Source organism: Helcococcus sp. KG196 (assembly GCF_046035495.1).
Classification (GTDB): Bacteria; Bacillota; Clostridia; order Tissierellales; family Peptoniphilaceae; genus Helcococcus; species Helcococcus ovis.
On the sequence record NZ_JBFNFI010000023.1, the window covers coordinates 1 to 14,775 of the forward strand.

Below are 14,775 nucleotides of genomic sequence, written 5' to 3' on the forward strand. Positions count from 1 at the left end.
TACTAAAGAATAAAATTATAAAAATTTCAATCGGAATTTTCATTAAAAATCCATAAATATTATTTTTTCTTGTTTCTTCATATCTAGAAAACAAAGAAAACATTCCGAAAATTATAACAGACGCTATTGAACTGAATATAAAGTTTATTAATATCCTATTGATATTTAAGTTCTTATTTAAATCATTTAAAACATTTGTTACATTTTCTACATTAATCTCGTAAATTGCATTTAATTTTTTTATTTTAAATCTTTCAGTTATACTATCAATATCTTCAGATTGAATAGCACTTTTATATACTTTTAATATAAATTCTTCTATTTTACTTAAATTTTTATCATTAATTACTTGAGTCTCGGTATTTCCATCATATTTTAATAAAACAGCAGGATTTTTTATGGATTTCGCAATTGCATCCACCTTATCATTATTTGTTTTTTTATGTATATTATTAAAAGTAAAATTTTTTTCTTGTTTACCTTCTATATCAATTTCACTTTCTATATAATAATTTATCAAATCATTTGTATAACCACTACCATTAAAAAATGATAATTCATTAAATCTTATAGTTTTATATATATAATTATCTAAAAGATACTCTCTTTTTTGCCTTTCTATATAGTCATTTGTTCTGATGTCAAAATTAAAAGAAAAATTTAATAAATTTACGATTAAAATATAAACAATAATTAAAGAAAATATCCCGTGAGTAGAATGCCTTAAACTAAATTTTTTCATGCTATTCCTCCCTTAAAGCATTTACAAATTTATATCCTAACCCCCAAGAAACTTGTAAATATCTAGGATTTTTAGGATCTATTTCAATTTTTTCTCTAATTCTCCTTATATGAACAGTAACCGTTTTAGAATCAATAGCCGGCTCCTTCCAAACATGTTCATAAATTTGTTCTACAGTAAATACCCTATTTACATTTTTCATAAGAAGCTCTAAAATACCGTATTCAATACTTGTTAGAGAAATAATTTTATCATCAACTTTCACATCTTTACTCATTGTGTTTAACTCTACTCCTCCAATTCTAATAATATTTTTATCAACTGAATTTAATTTGTTGAAATTGTAAAATCTCCTTATATTAGAATTTATTCTTGCCAATAATTCTGATGAGTTAAATGGCTTAGTTACATAATCATCAGCACCTATATCCAATCCTATAATTTTGTCATAATTTTCTGACTTCGCAGATAAAATTATTATTGGAACATAAGATTTTTCTCTCAATTTAATTATTGTTTCTTCTCCTGACATATTTGGCATCATCAAATCCATTAAGATTAAATCTATTTTTTCTTTTTCAAAAATTTCTAAACATCCATATCCATTTTCTGCATAAAATACATTATAATTTGCACTTTTCAAATAAATCCCTATAGATTCTCTTATTGCAATATCATCTTCAACAACTAATATATTATAACTTCTCATATATATCCTCCATAATTATAATAACAATTATTTCCTAAATATTATATAAGAAATTATTACAAAATTATTAAATTTTAGATAGTTTTTATTAAATTTCCATGTAGTATGACTAAAATTTTAAATAAGCAAAAAATCTTCATACATTAATTAGAATATTCCCGGAGCAATATAAAAAATATTTAGGATAAAAAAACCGGAGACAAATATTTCTAAATGTATCCGGTATAAAGTCCTACTTTTGAGAGGTGTTCACAAATTTATGACTAGTATCAAATTAATTTGATTTTATTTAATACTATTATAGTACACTCTTGATGTAATTTTATATATCAAATAGTACACAATTGAAAATATTAAAATACTTGCCATTGTAGTTATAATGAATAACTTTATATTTATTAGCATCAAAACTCCCAATAAAAGTTTAATAAGTGGGAATGCAAATATTAGATGAATAAATGCAACAATTAACGGCATAAAAAATACAACTAATATTTGAGAATTAATAGATTTTTTTATCATTTCTTTGTCTAAACCTACTTTTTGCATTATTTCAAATCTTGATTTATCTTCTATTCCTTCTGCAATTTGTTTATAGTACATAATTATAATAGTTGCTATTAGGAATAATACACTTAAAAATATTCCTATAAAAAATATACCAACATAGAGTGATTTTAATTCAACTTCTCCTGTAGATTTTGCTTCTATATCAAATACATGTTTTGTATTTTTTAAAGATTGTGTAATATTATGAACCAGTTCGGAATCGTTTTCCTTACTAGTGTTTGTATTATAGTATATCTGTCTGTATCTTGTATGCTTACCTTTTTCAGCGGTTAATAATAATATTTTCTTAAATTCTTCAAAATCTTTTACAATAATTTTGAATTTATTCACCATCATATGAGGAGAAGTTTCAATATAATTATATTTATCTAATTTATTTTTTACAAAATATTTTTTTCCAAAAATTTCAATGTTTTTAATTTTTTTGTCATTTCCTTCTGAAAAAATAAAAATTTCATCATTTTTTAATTCTAAATTTTGATTAAAATTCTTATTGTAATCTTCTAAATGTACAATGTCTATTAAATAGGAATTTGTAAATGCTCCAAAACCTGTTGATACAGTGCTTATTTTTCCGTCAATTATTTTAGCAGAAAAAGATAAATAATCGTATGAAGTAAAATCTGTAGATTTAATATTCATTTTTTTATTTTCTTCATTTATAATCTTATCAATATTATTACTTTCTGTTGTACTATGTATATTATTTATCTGCATTACTATATCTTTAGGATATCTTGTATCCACAATAGATTTAACACCTATCCATAAAGAAAAAGTAGTTGAAATCCCTACTAAAACCATAGTTGATAATATTGCTATATTTGCTAATCCAACAGCATTTTGCTTCATTCTATATATCATACCGGAAATTGAAATGAAATTTTCGGGTTTATAATATATTTTTTTTGTTTTTTTCATAATTTTAAGAATAGTTATAGATACTGTTGTGAACAATATATAAGTCCCTAAAATTACTAAAATTACAGCTACAAAAAATACAGGTATTGCCCTTAGAGGATTTTTTGTTGTAATTGATAAATAATAACCTATCCCAACTAACGATATCCCAATAATACTGAATATAAATTTTGCTTTTGGCTCTTTTTCACCTATCTTATTACTATTTAACAATTCTATAGGATTAGATAAATGTATGTATCTAAGAGAATTTACATACATCAACAAATAAACAATTGATATATACTCTCCTACAAAAATTATTGAAGGATATGAAATATAAAATCCCAGTTTAACACCTTGACCTATCATTTTTAATAATATTAAATACATAATCTTGTCTAGTAATAAACTAACAGAAAATCCAACTATTAAGGAAATTAAATAAATTATAAATAATTCATAAAAAACAACTTTTGCTACATGTTTTTTCTCCATGCCCAAAATTCCATATAAACCCAATTCCCTTTTTCGTCTTTTTATAATAAATGAATTTGTATAAAATAAAAATATAAAAACAAATACATTTATTACAATACTCCCCAAATTTAAAATTTGCATTAGTCCACTTGCAAATGGGATATTTATAATATTTGGATTAAATTTAAATGATGTTATTATATACATTAAAAATATTGATAAAGTTGAAGAAAGAATAAATGGATAATATATTTTTTTATTATTTTTAATATTATCTATTGATAATTTTAAATAAACATTATTCATTTCTATCACCACCTGTAGATAATAGAGTCATTGTATTTGAAATATTTAAAAACATTTCTTCATCATTTTTATCTCCTCTATATATTTGATGAAATATTTTACCATCTTTTATAAACAAAACTCTGGAGGCACGACTTGCAGCTTTTATTGAATGTGTAACCATTAAAATTGTTTGACCTCTATCATTTATAGATTGAAATAAATCCATTAAGCTGTCTGCTGATTTTGAGTCCAATGCTCCTGTAGGTTCATCAGCTAAAATAAGCTCCGGCTCAATAATAAGTGCTCTTGCTACAGCTGCTCTTTGTTTTTGGCCTCCGGATACTTCATATGGAAATTTATTTATTAAATCTTCTATCCCTAATCTTTTTACAAGAGGCATTAATTTTTGGTTCATTTCTTTATATTTCATTTTAGAAATAACTAAAGGTAACAATATATTATCCTTTATTGAAAAATTATCTAATAAATTAAAATCCTGGAAAACAAATCCTAAATTTTTTCTTCTATAAGATGCTAAATCCTTATCCTTAATTTCTGAAACTTTTTGTCCGTTTAACGAAACACTACCATTCGTTGCTTTATCTAATACTGAAACTATATTTAATAATGTAGACTTCCCTGAACCGGACTCACCCATTATTGCAATAAATTCTCCTTTTTCTACTTCAAAAGATACATCCCTTAATGCTACCACTTTATTTCCACCAAATCTTGTTGTATAAACTTTTTGTAAATTTTTAACTTGTAATAATGTCATATAATCCTCCTTGATGTTTTAATTATATTATTATTAAAAATAGCTATCCATTGAATTATCTTACAAAAAAATCCTCCAATCTTACATTTTTGAAAGACTGAAGAATTTTATTCAAATATATGATTTTTTTGATTTAAGTCAATATTTACAACAGTTCCTATATTTACTTCTGAATCTATATCTATATTAAAATGTAATTTTTTTAAAACATTACTAATCAAATATAAGCCCAAACCACTGGAATCAGCACTATTTCTTCCATTATATCCAGTATATCCCTTTTCAAATATTCTTGGCAAATCAGATTTACTTATTCCTATCCCACTATCTTTTATTTTTAATATTCCATTTTCCATAAATATATCTATGGAGCCATCATCAGTATATTTCAACGAATTTGATAAAATTTGCTCTATTACAAATGTAAACCATTTTTTATCAGTAATAATATTTTGATTTGTACTTTTAAAATTTAATTTTATATTTTTATATATAAATTCAGACTTAAAATTTTTTATAACATTTTTTATTATATTATCTAAATTTACATTTTCTATTACAAAATCCGAATTTTCACTATTCAATCTTATATACGCTAAAACCATTTTAGTATACTGATCTATTCTATTTAATTGCGACTTTATAAGTGATTTATCAATATTTTCTTCAGAATCCAAAAGAATTCTTATTGCTGTAATTGGTAATTTTACCTGATGTGTCCACATAATAAAAAATTCTTCTTGATTTTTAATTTGACTCTTATATTTAAGTTCCATTTTATAAATTTTCTCATTTAAACTTTTTAATATTTTTTTATACTCTCTTGATATCATATCGTTTTTATTTAATATATTAATTTCATCATTATTTTCCATATTCTTTAATAAATTAAGTTCCTCAATATAATTTTTATATTTCAAAAAACTGATGATGAAAATTATAAGTCCTGTAAATATGGATAAAATAGAAGCATACAAAAAAGCTTCCATATTTATGTCATATAACTTATAAACAAGAAAAAATATAAATATCATACTTAATGCTAAAATAATTGATTTAATTTTATCTTTTATATAATTAATAAATAATTTCATTTAATCTTCCTTAATTAAAATATAGCCTTGACCTTTTTTAGTTTGTAAAATCTCTTTAATACCTATTTCCATCATTTTTTTTCTAAGTCTATTTATATTTACTGTAAGAGTGTTATCATCAATAAACTCATCTGTATTCCACAAAAATTCCATAATATTATTTCTAGAAACTATTCTTTCTTTATTCTCTATTAAAATTTGAAATATTTTAGACTCATTTTTAGTTAATTCAATAGTTTCATCCTTATATGAAAGGGTAGACTTACCCATGTTATAAATAATATCTTTATATGTGTAAATATTTTCTAAAGTACTATTTAATTCATAAGTTCTTCTTAAAAGAGCTTGAATCTTAGCATTTAATATATTCAAATCAAATGGTTTTGATACAAAATCATCTGCCCCCTTAGATAATGCCATTACTATATTCATATTATCATTTGATGATGAGATAAATATAATAGGAGCATTGCTCTTAGTTCTTATTTTTTCACACCAATTATATCCATTGAAAAATGGTAGATGAATATCTAACAGTACTAAATCAGGATTAAATTCTTCAAATTCTTCAAGGACATTATTAAATTTTTTCGGTATTTCTACTTGATAACCCCATGATTCTAAAAATTTTTTCATAGAATTAGAAATCACGCTGTCATCTTCAACAATATATATTTTATACATATTTTTTTCCTATCTTAAATTGCTTATTAAATAAACCTCTAATAATCTTTCTGTTGCATTTATACTATCTATATGAGTTCTTTCATAAGAATGGCTTGATTCTATCCCCTCTCCAAATAAAGCATGTTTAACATCAACCCCTGAAATATTTTTAGCACTTCGTTTTCGCAATTTTATGATATATATCTCTATCTATATTGTCAAGATTATTTTCCATTAATTTTGTATTTATTCATATCAAATAAATTTCAATATAAAACGATTCTTTGTCAAATACCTTAGGGCACAAGTAATTAAAGTGTATTTTATGCACAAACACTATTTATCGTAAAGCCATTTTGAGTGAAATTTTAAGATTATGAGATTTTTAAATTTTAAATACAATGAAATTATTTAACTTTTTTCAACATTAACTTCAGCACCATATTTTTTTAATTTAATTATCCTAATCTCTAAATATATCATTTAATTTTTCGTCAGTTTGTCTTACAATTTCTTTTATTTTTTTCTTTTCTTCTTCCTTTACTTCTTGAATCTTTCGCTCTTCTCTTTCAAGTACTTCTTGCATTCTATTTAATTTTTCTAGACGCCTTTTAGACTCTTCTTCATTCCAACCGTATTCTCTTTGTAAATGTCCATGAAGTTGATTCATATCACCAATAGATTCTATTTCTAAATCATTAGTTAATTTTCCCCATTCACTTTCAATTTTTCCTTTTATTATTTCCCAGTTTCCTAATATTATGTTTTTGTTCATAATTCCTCCTAAAATATAATTTAAATATATATAAATTATATCAAAGCATTGTAATTATTGTGTAACTTAACAATAAAAATATATAATTACATTTTCACGAAAATATAAAAATTACTTTTTTTTTAGAAAATATTTTCACGAAATCGTTGTACAATTTTAAAAAACATAGTAAAATATACTTATGATTAAATAATATTTCATATAAAAATATTATTTATAAAAAGAAAGGAAGGTAATTATGGTTGGTATTATTATAGCAAGCCACGGTTCATTAGCAGAAGGTATACTTCAAGCTGGTGAAATGATTTTTGGTAAACAAGATAATGTCGCAGCATGCACATTATTACCAAGCGAAGGTCCGGAAGATATCAAAAGAAAAATTAAAAAAGCTATTTCTTCTTTTGATAGTCAAGATGAAATACTAATACTTGCAGATTTGTGGGGAGGTACTCCATTTAATCAAGCATCTCAAGTAATAGCAGGTCATGAAGACAAATGGGCTATAATTGCAGGTGTTAATCTGCCAATGGCAATAGCTGCTTTTGGAGAAAGATTCGGTGAAGAATCAGCTCAAGCAATTGCTAAAAATATTTTAGGGGAAGGTAAAAATAATATTAAAATTTATCCGGAATCATTATCTCCTAAAGTTGATACAAAAGCAGAAGATGCTAAAGTTGTTAAAGGTTCAATTCCAGAAGGTACAGTTATTGGAGATGGAAAATTCAATTATGTATTAGCTAGAATTGATACTAGACTTTTACATGGACAAGTTGCAACTAGTTGGACAAAAACAACTAAGCCTGACAGAATCATTGTAGTAAGTGACAATGTAGCACAAGATGATTTGAGAAAAAACATGATTATGCAAGCTACTCCTCCGGGGGTAACAGCTCATGTAGTTCCAATCTGGAAAATGATCGAAGTTTCTAAAGACCCAAGATTTGGCGGAACTAGAGCAATGCTTTTATTTGAAACTCCTCAAGATGTATTAAAGACTATTGAGGGAGGAGTAGATCTAAAAGAAATTAACTTAGGTTCTATCGCTCATTCATTAGGAAAAGCAGTAATCACTACTTCTGTAGCTATGGGAAAAGAAGATTATGAAACTTTAGACAAATTAAGAAACATGGGAATCAAATTTGATGTTCGTAAAGTACCTACTGATAAGGGCGAAAATTTTGATAACATGATGAAAAAAGCAAAAGAACAACTTTATTAGGAGGAATTTATGAATACAATGCAAATTATTCTAATTTTTCTAATAGCATTTTTAGCAGGTACTGAAGGTGTATTAGATCAATTTCAATTTCATCAACCAATTGTAAGCTGTACTCTAATTGGTTTGGTAACAGGACATTTAAAAGAAGGAATCATGTTAGGTGGTTCATTACAACTTATAGCTCTAGGATGGGCAAACGTTGGTGCAGCAATCGCTCCTGACGTAGCATTAGCTGGTGTATCAGCTGCTATTATCATGGTTTTAGGATTGCAAAGTGGTGATGTTTCAAATGTAAATACAGCTATAAACACATCAATTATTATAGCTATTCCTATTGCTATCGCAGGTTTATTTTTAACAATGGTTGTTAGAACAATCAGTATATCATTAGTTCACGGTATGGATAAAGCTGCCGAAACAGGAAATTTCAAAGCTATAGATGCTTTAAGTATTTCAGCTGTAACACTACAAGGTTTAAGAATTGCCATTCCAGCATTAATAATTTGTTTTATAAGCCCAGAAGTTGTTACAAATGCTCTTAACTCGATGCCTAAATGGTTATCAGAAGGTATGGTAATCGGTGGTGGTATGGTTGCTGCTGTAGGTTATGCAATGGTTATTAACTTAATGGAAACAAAAGAAACATGGCCATTCTTTGCACTAGGTTTTGCAATTTCAGCTATATCACAATTAACATTAATAGCTTTAGGTGTTATTGGTATTTCTTTAGCATTAATTTATACTACATTAAAAAATTCAAGCAAAAACAACTCAGGTAATGGTGGTTCAGGCGATCCACTTGGTGATATACTGAATGACTATTAAAAGGAGGTGTCATAATGAGTGATAAAAAAATTAAATTAAGCAAATCTGATAGAATTAAGGTCGCATTTAGACATCAATTTTTACAAAGTTCATGGAATTATGAAAGAATGCAAAATGGTGGTTGGGCATTTTCAATGATACCTGCTATCAAAAGATTATATACATCAAAAGATGAACAAATCGCAGCATTAAAAAGACATTTAGAGTTCTATAATACTCACCCATATGTTTCATCACCAGTTTTAGGTGTAACATTAGCTCTGGAAGAAGATAGAGCAAACGGTACTCCAATTGATGATGCAACAATCCAAGGTGTTAAAGTTGGTATGATGGGACCTTTAGCCGGTGTTGGTGATCCTCTATTTTGGTTCACATTAAGACCGATTTTAGGTGCTTTAGGTGCAACTTTAGCTTTAACAGGTAACATTTTAGGACCAATCATATTCTTCTTTGCATGGAATATTATAAGAATCGCATTTGAATGGTATACACAAGAATTTGGATACAAAGTTGGTAGAAAAATTACAAATAACTTATCCGGAGGATTATTAGGAACAGTTACTCAAGTTGCCTCAATACTTGGTATGTTCATAATCGGTTCATTAGTAAATAGATGGGTAAGCATCTCATTTGCACCAATTGTTTCGCAAATTCAACAACAACCTGGTTCATTTATAGATTGGGCAAATTTACCAAATGGTGCAGAAGGAATCAAACACGCATTATCAATGTATGATTCAATTGGTAAAACAGCTCTTGATGCAGTAAAAACTACAACTCTTCAAAATAACTTAGACCAATTAATTCCCGGTCTTGCAGCATTATTATTGACATTATTATGTGCTAAATTATTGAAGAAAAAAGTATCTCCTATTTTAATAATCTTAGTATTGTTTGCAGTAGGTATTTTAGGTCACTTAGTAGGTTTACTATAATATGGTAAATTCACTAAATACAAAAGTAACTTATACAACTAAAGCTACATCTTATCTAAGATTGAGTAGTTACGGAAATGTAGTTGTAGGAAATAATGCTTTTGAATTTTATAACGAAAAAAATCCCAATGATTTCATCCAAATTCCTTGGAATGAAATTGACCATATTTCTGCAAGTGTCATTTTCAACAAATGGATAAGCAGATTCGCAATATTCACAAAACACAATGGGCATTTCACATTTTCAACAAGAAATAATAAAAAAACTCTTCAAGAAGTCAAAAAATATTTTGATGAAAACAAAATGCTACGTTCAATGTCAATATGGGGATTTATAAAATCAAAATTTAATAAAAAATAAAAAGTGGAAATTGCAAAAAAAATTATATTATAAGAATTTAATAAAAATATAAAACCAGCTTTAGATTTAAATATCTAGTGCTGGTTTTTATATAATATTATTTTAATTCCTTTACAGCATCTTATCTCAATTTTTGACTAATAAATTTTGAGGGTATTATTTTTAACTAAAAACTTATCGCAATTTTTTGAAAAATAATCTTGATGGTATTTTTTTAGATCAAATTTTTATCGCATTTTTGATATTTTTAAATTTGTTGGTATTTTTTTTGAATAAATTTTGATGATTTTAAGTCATTTTATCATCGCATTTTTTCTAATCTTATATTTGCGATAATTTTAAATTAAATTTTCATTATCGCATTTTACATAATCTAATCTATGCGATAATTTCGATGCCAATTTTTATTATCTCATTTTAATCAATCTGATTTTTGAGATGATTTCAAAAATATTGTTGAAAATAATTCAAAATTAATATTTTTATTAATTTAAAAATAAATTAAATATTTAATAAAAATCTGATTAATTAGAGTGTAAATTTTATTATTAAAAAAACATTGCAAAATAAAAAATTTATTTTGCAATATCCTCTTCTTAATTTTATTACAAGAAACTAGTTACCTCTATAACTAATTATTCCACCAATATTTTTAACATTACTATATCCCATTTGTTTCATTAATTTCACAGCTGTACCAGCTCTATTACCACTCCTGCAATATATAAATATTGGTGCATCCTTATCTTTAATTTTGCCTTCAACTTTTAAGATTTCATCTAAAGGAATATTAACACTACCTCTAATAAATCCCTCCTTGTATTCTGTTTTAGTCCTAACATCTAAAAGATAAGCTCCCTCAGTTTCTCTAAATTCCTTTACTCCATTATTAATATCAGGCACCTTCAAAAAATCAAATAACCCCATTTCTCTCTCCTTTATCATATTTAACTATATTATACCCTTTTTATATAATTTTACATTACTTATATAAGTGCTAAATTAAAGAAGCGAGATAAAAACATTATGCTATTCATTATAAAATTTTACCGTAAAATATAAATAACATGAATATTATATTTTTTTATAATACTTATACATTCACCGACTTATATAGTATGAAATTCTCTTAATTTTCTGCATACTAATACACTTAAATAGCAAATTAAGTATAAATGAATAAAAGTTTGCATAATATCTCCAAACTTAAAATAAGTAATGAATTGCTTATGCAAACTTTTTTATATTTTTAACTCTGCTCACAAATTATATTTATATAATAAGCATGAATTAAAATTTATCTATTTGTTTTTTTGTTTTTATTTAGCGAAATGTAGCCCAATCCTAAAGCAGAAATAATTGTAATACTTATAAAAGTCATATTTGTAAAATTATCTGATGTATTAGGATTTTTAGGTTGTACCGGTGGTTTTGGTGGTACCGGTGGTACTGGTGGTACTGGTGGTACTGGTGGTACCGGTGGTACTGGTGGTACTGGTGGTACTGGTGGTACTGGTGGTACCGGTGGTTTTGGTGGTACTGGTGGTACCGGTGGTTTTGGTGGTACTGGTGGTACTGGTGGTACTGGTGGTACTGGTGGTACCGGTGGTTTTGGTGGTACCGGTGGTTTTGGTGGTACCGGTGGTTTTGGTGGTACTGGTGGTACCGGTGGTTTTTCTTTATTTATTATCTTAAACCCATTTTTCATATCTCCTTCATAACTTACAGTAAATACTTTACCGTCAAGCTTTATAGCTTTATCGATTTCCCCTACTTCTTTTACTGTGTATTTATGATTTACTCCGCCTAATTTAGCAGATTCAGGTAATTTATCAAATTCTCCACTCCAATTATTATTTTTATTTAATTCTAATTTATTTCCTGTAGCAACGCCGTCTTTGCATAGTTCTACTTCGATTTTCTTTAAAGGTGAATTTATATTTTTACCTTCATTATCTTGCCATTTCTTTTCTACTAACACCTTTACTTTTTTAGGTTGCGGAGGTAATGATTCTGTATTTTTTTTATTAATTACCTTAAATCCTTTTTCCGCATCACCTTCATAAGTTACTTCATACAAATTCCCATCTATCTTTGTAGTTTGACCATTTTCTATTTTTTTACCTTCGTTAACTTCTCTAACAGTATATTCTTTAATATTTTCTTTTTTATCAATCTCAAAAATTATAGGTGCTCCATCAAATTCTTTAGCTTCTCCTATTTTTGTATCCCCCTTAAATAATTGAAATAAAACTTTCGGAGTTTTTTCACCTGTTTTTATTCCATCCCAAACTTTCATTACCTTAATATATTTTTTATCGGTTTTTTTAGAAGGATTATTTGGAATATACACTACACTTAATAAATTTTGATATTCCTTCTTTTCCTCATCTTTTTGCTCAGTAACAAACAAATTCAACTTAAAATTTTCAGGTCTTTTTTTTGAAACACTTTCCTCTAAATTACTCGATATCAATTTTTTATAAGCAGCTTCCTTTTTTTCTCTACTTGCAGTTGTTCCCAAAAAATGATGACTTTCTTCTCTATCCGTATAATACCATATAGCTGCTTGAGTTACATCATTTGCCTCCGTATCGCTTAATCCATCTAAAATATTGTTTGCATTAGTAGGGTATCCATTATATATGATACTTAAAATTCGATTATACAATTCTTCTTGATTTTGTGTTCTTGCTTTAGTTGCATATGTAGTAAACAGAGCACTTGTTCCGTCTATTCTTTTATAAGTTATACCTCCTCTATGGTTATGTCTATAGTTTCCTCTACGATTATTAGGTTCTAAAGCCGGTGGTTGTTTTCTATCTTTATTAAAACAATAAACATCATAAGAAATACTTTCTTGTTGTTTAATTTTTATCATTCCATCTTCGCTATATCCAAGCCATGTATATTCGCTTGTTGATGCTTTAAATCTAGATTTTTCAGCATTTCCCATAGCAAAACTTGTAGATATATAAAACATAAAAAGAAATATAACAACCATAGAACTTATTAATTTCTTCCATTTTTCTTTCATTTTTCCTCCTCGTATAATATCGTTGTATGATAATGCTAATTTTAAATTTCATTAATATTAGACTTTAATTTTATAGCCTTTTTGTTTCAACCATTTGGAAAAAGTAGTATGGCTTACATTGAGTAATTTTGCACCCATTCTTAAACTTATTTTTTTCGAACTCCATTTTCTTGCTATAGTATAAAATTCTTCCGGTATTTCTTTATTTCTCCTTCCAAATTGTACTCCTCTTTTTTTAGCTTCTTTTATACCCTCCATCTGTCTTTGATGAGTATTTTCTCTTTCTACTTGAGCTACATAGGATAATATTTGAAGGACTATATCTGCTATAAATTTTCCTGTTAAATCATTTACTTTTGTTCTAGTGTCAAGTAACGGAAAATCTAAAACTACAATATCTGCATTTTTTTCTTTGGTAATGGTGTTCCACTCCTTGATAATTTCATCATAATTTCTTCCCAGTCTGTCTATGGATTTTATATAAAGTTCATCTCCTTTTTTTAATTTTTTAATTAGTGTTTTATACTTTTTACGATTAAAATCTTTTCCACTAGCTTTATCTATATATATTTTATTTAGTTGAATCCCTTCTTTTAATATAGCTGACAATTGCCTATCTATATTTTGTTCTTTTGTTGAAACTCTTATATATCCATATTTCATTTACTATCCTCCAAATTTTTATCTTAATACAATTTAAATGTTATATGGATATCTTAGTTAAAAATATATTTTATAAATTTCAAAAAAGAAGTATCGACAATTTTGCCTTACTTCTTCTGATTAAAACAATAATTAAATTTATAAAAATTGCAATAATTTTTTAGTAAAAAATAATACTATAAAAATATTTAAGTTAAAAACTGAGATAATGCAGTCTATATAAACTAAAAATTAAACAATATGTATTTGTTTAATATTAATATTAAACGAAAAACAAGCCCTAGATATTAAAATCCCGAGCTTATCTATGTATTTTATTAAATGAATCTGCTATCTATTTTACAACAGCCCTTTTTTTATCATCACAAATTTTTATGAGTTGTTTTTGTTGCAAAACAAAACAAATCAATATCATAAAAAAATCAACTATTGGCTGAGCCCACCAAACAGCAACCGAACCAAATAATTTAGGCAATATTAATACAGCCGGAACAAACAATACCAATTGTCTCATAATCACAACCATCCCTGCCTTTTTTGCATCACCCACCGATTGAAAGAAAGTAAGAGACATAATCATAATTCCATACAAAATAAATACGGAATAAAACAACCTAAATAACCATACATTTGTATCCAGAATTTGACTTCTAACATTAAATAATGATAATAGTTTTTCAGAAAAAAACATTGATGGTATCCAAGAAATTGCCGCAAGAAGTGTAGCTCCATA

The 14,775-nt window shown here is 26.3% G+C and carries 15 protein-coding genes and 1 pseudogene; 4 read left to right on the forward strand and 12 right to left on the reverse strand.

The genetic code is table 11. The annotated features are described in order from the left end of the window. The 8 genes from ABGF45_RS08085 to ABGF45_RS08120 form a co-directional block, all read right to left on the reverse strand. A partial coding sequence (locus tag ABGF45_RS08085) for a hypothetical protein (RefSeq protein ID WP_408112805.1) occupies positions 1-742 on the reverse strand: 742 nt, incomplete at its 3' end. A gap of 1 nt (position 743) precedes the next feature. Beyond that, complete coding sequence (locus tag ABGF45_RS08090; RefSeq protein ID WP_134711773.1) at positions 744-1,451, reverse strand: response regulator transcription factor; 708 nt, start codon at positions 1,449-1,451, stop codon at positions 744-746. 285 nt (positions 1,452-1,736) lie between these two features. After that, complete coding sequence (locus tag ABGF45_RS08095; protein WP_134711774.1) at positions 1,737-3,707, reverse strand: ABC transporter permease; 1,971 nt, start codon at positions 3,705-3,707, stop codon at positions 1,737-1,739. Continuing rightward, on the reverse strand, positions 3,700-4,467 hold the full coding sequence (locus ABGF45_RS08100; RefSeq protein WP_134711775.1) for an ABC transporter ATP-binding protein: 768 nt from the start codon (positions 4,465-4,467) through the stop codon (positions 3,700-3,702). Before ABGF45_RS08100 ends, ABGF45_RS08095 begins: the two co-directional genes overlap by 8 nt. 107 nt (positions 4,468-4,574) lie before the next feature. After that, on the reverse strand, positions 4,575-5,561 hold the full coding sequence (locus ABGF45_RS08105) for a HAMP domain-containing sensor histidine kinase (protein WP_134711776.1): 987 nt from the start codon (positions 5,559-5,561) through the stop codon (positions 4,575-4,577). Then, positions 5,562-6,245, reverse strand: coding sequence for a response regulator transcription factor (locus tag ABGF45_RS08110; protein ID WP_134744531.1), 684 nt, complete (start codon positions 6,243-6,245; stop codon positions 5,562-5,564). A gap of 9 nt (positions 6,246-6,254) precedes the next feature. Beyond that, the gene (locus ABGF45_RS08115) at positions 6,255-6,416 is read right to left on the reverse strand and encodes a hypothetical protein (protein ID WP_209021428.1); all 162 of its coding nucleotides are present in this window, start codon (positions 6,414-6,416) and stop codon (positions 6,255-6,257) included. A gap of 274 nt (positions 6,417-6,690) precedes the next feature. Continuing rightward, entirely contained in the window at positions 6,691-7,002 is a 312-nt protein-coding gene (locus ABGF45_RS08120) for a hypothetical protein (RefSeq protein WP_167554140.1), read from the reverse strand. A gap of 238 nt (positions 7,003-7,240) precedes the next feature. Between ABGF45_RS08120 and ABGF45_RS08125 the strand changes: the two genes are divergently transcribed. Genes ABGF45_RS08125 through ABGF45_RS08140 form a run of 4 tightly spaced genes read left to right on the forward strand, consistent with a single transcriptional unit; the run spans position 7,241 to position 10,342 of the window. Then, on the forward strand, positions 7,241-8,221 hold the full coding sequence (locus ABGF45_RS08125) for a mannose/fructose/sorbose PTS transporter subunit IIA (protein WP_134744530.1): 981 nt from the start codon (positions 7,241-7,243) through the stop codon (positions 8,219-8,221). Positions 8,222-8,230: 9 nt separating this feature from the next. After that, complete coding sequence (locus tag ABGF45_RS08130) at positions 8,231-9,046, forward strand: PTS mannose/fructose/sorbose transporter subunit IIC (RefSeq protein WP_134744529.1); 816 nt, start codon at positions 8,231-8,233, stop codon at positions 9,044-9,046. 14 nt (positions 9,047-9,060) lie between these two features. Continuing rightward, on the forward strand, positions 9,061-9,981 hold the full coding sequence (locus tag ABGF45_RS08135; RefSeq protein WP_134711780.1) for a PTS system mannose/fructose/sorbose family transporter subunit IID: 921 nt from the start codon (positions 9,061-9,063) through the stop codon (positions 9,979-9,981). A gap of 1 nt (position 9,982) precedes the next feature. Beyond that, positions 9,983-10,342, forward strand: a complete 360-nt coding sequence (locus ABGF45_RS08140) for a DUF956 family protein (RefSeq protein WP_134744528.1) — start codon at positions 9,983-9,985, stop codon at positions 10,340-10,342. Between the two features lie 615 nt (positions 10,343-10,957). Here the strand turns inward: ABGF45_RS08140 and ABGF45_RS08145 are convergent. The 4 genes and pseudogenes from ABGF45_RS08145 to ABGF45_RS08160 all read right to left on the reverse strand — a co-directional run. Beyond that, on the reverse strand, positions 10,958-11,269 hold the full coding sequence (locus ABGF45_RS08145; protein WP_134711782.1) for a rhodanese-like domain-containing protein: 312 nt from the start codon (positions 11,267-11,269) through the stop codon (positions 10,958-10,960). 370 nt (positions 11,270-11,639) lie between these two features. After that, entirely contained in the window at positions 11,640-13,379 is a 1,740-nt protein-coding gene (locus tag ABGF45_RS08150; protein WP_408112806.1) for a thioester-forming surface-anchored protein, read from the reverse strand. A 57-nt stretch (positions 13,380-13,436) separates the two neighbouring features. Beyond that, a complete protein-coding gene (locus ABGF45_RS08155) occupies positions 13,437-14,042 on the reverse strand; it encodes a recombinase family protein (RefSeq protein WP_408111764.1) in 606 nt (201 codons plus the stop codon). 334 nt (positions 14,043-14,376) lie between these two features. Further along, positions 14,377-14,775 (reverse strand): annotated as a pseudogene (locus tag ABGF45_RS08160) (MATE family efflux transporter); the annotation flags it as partial.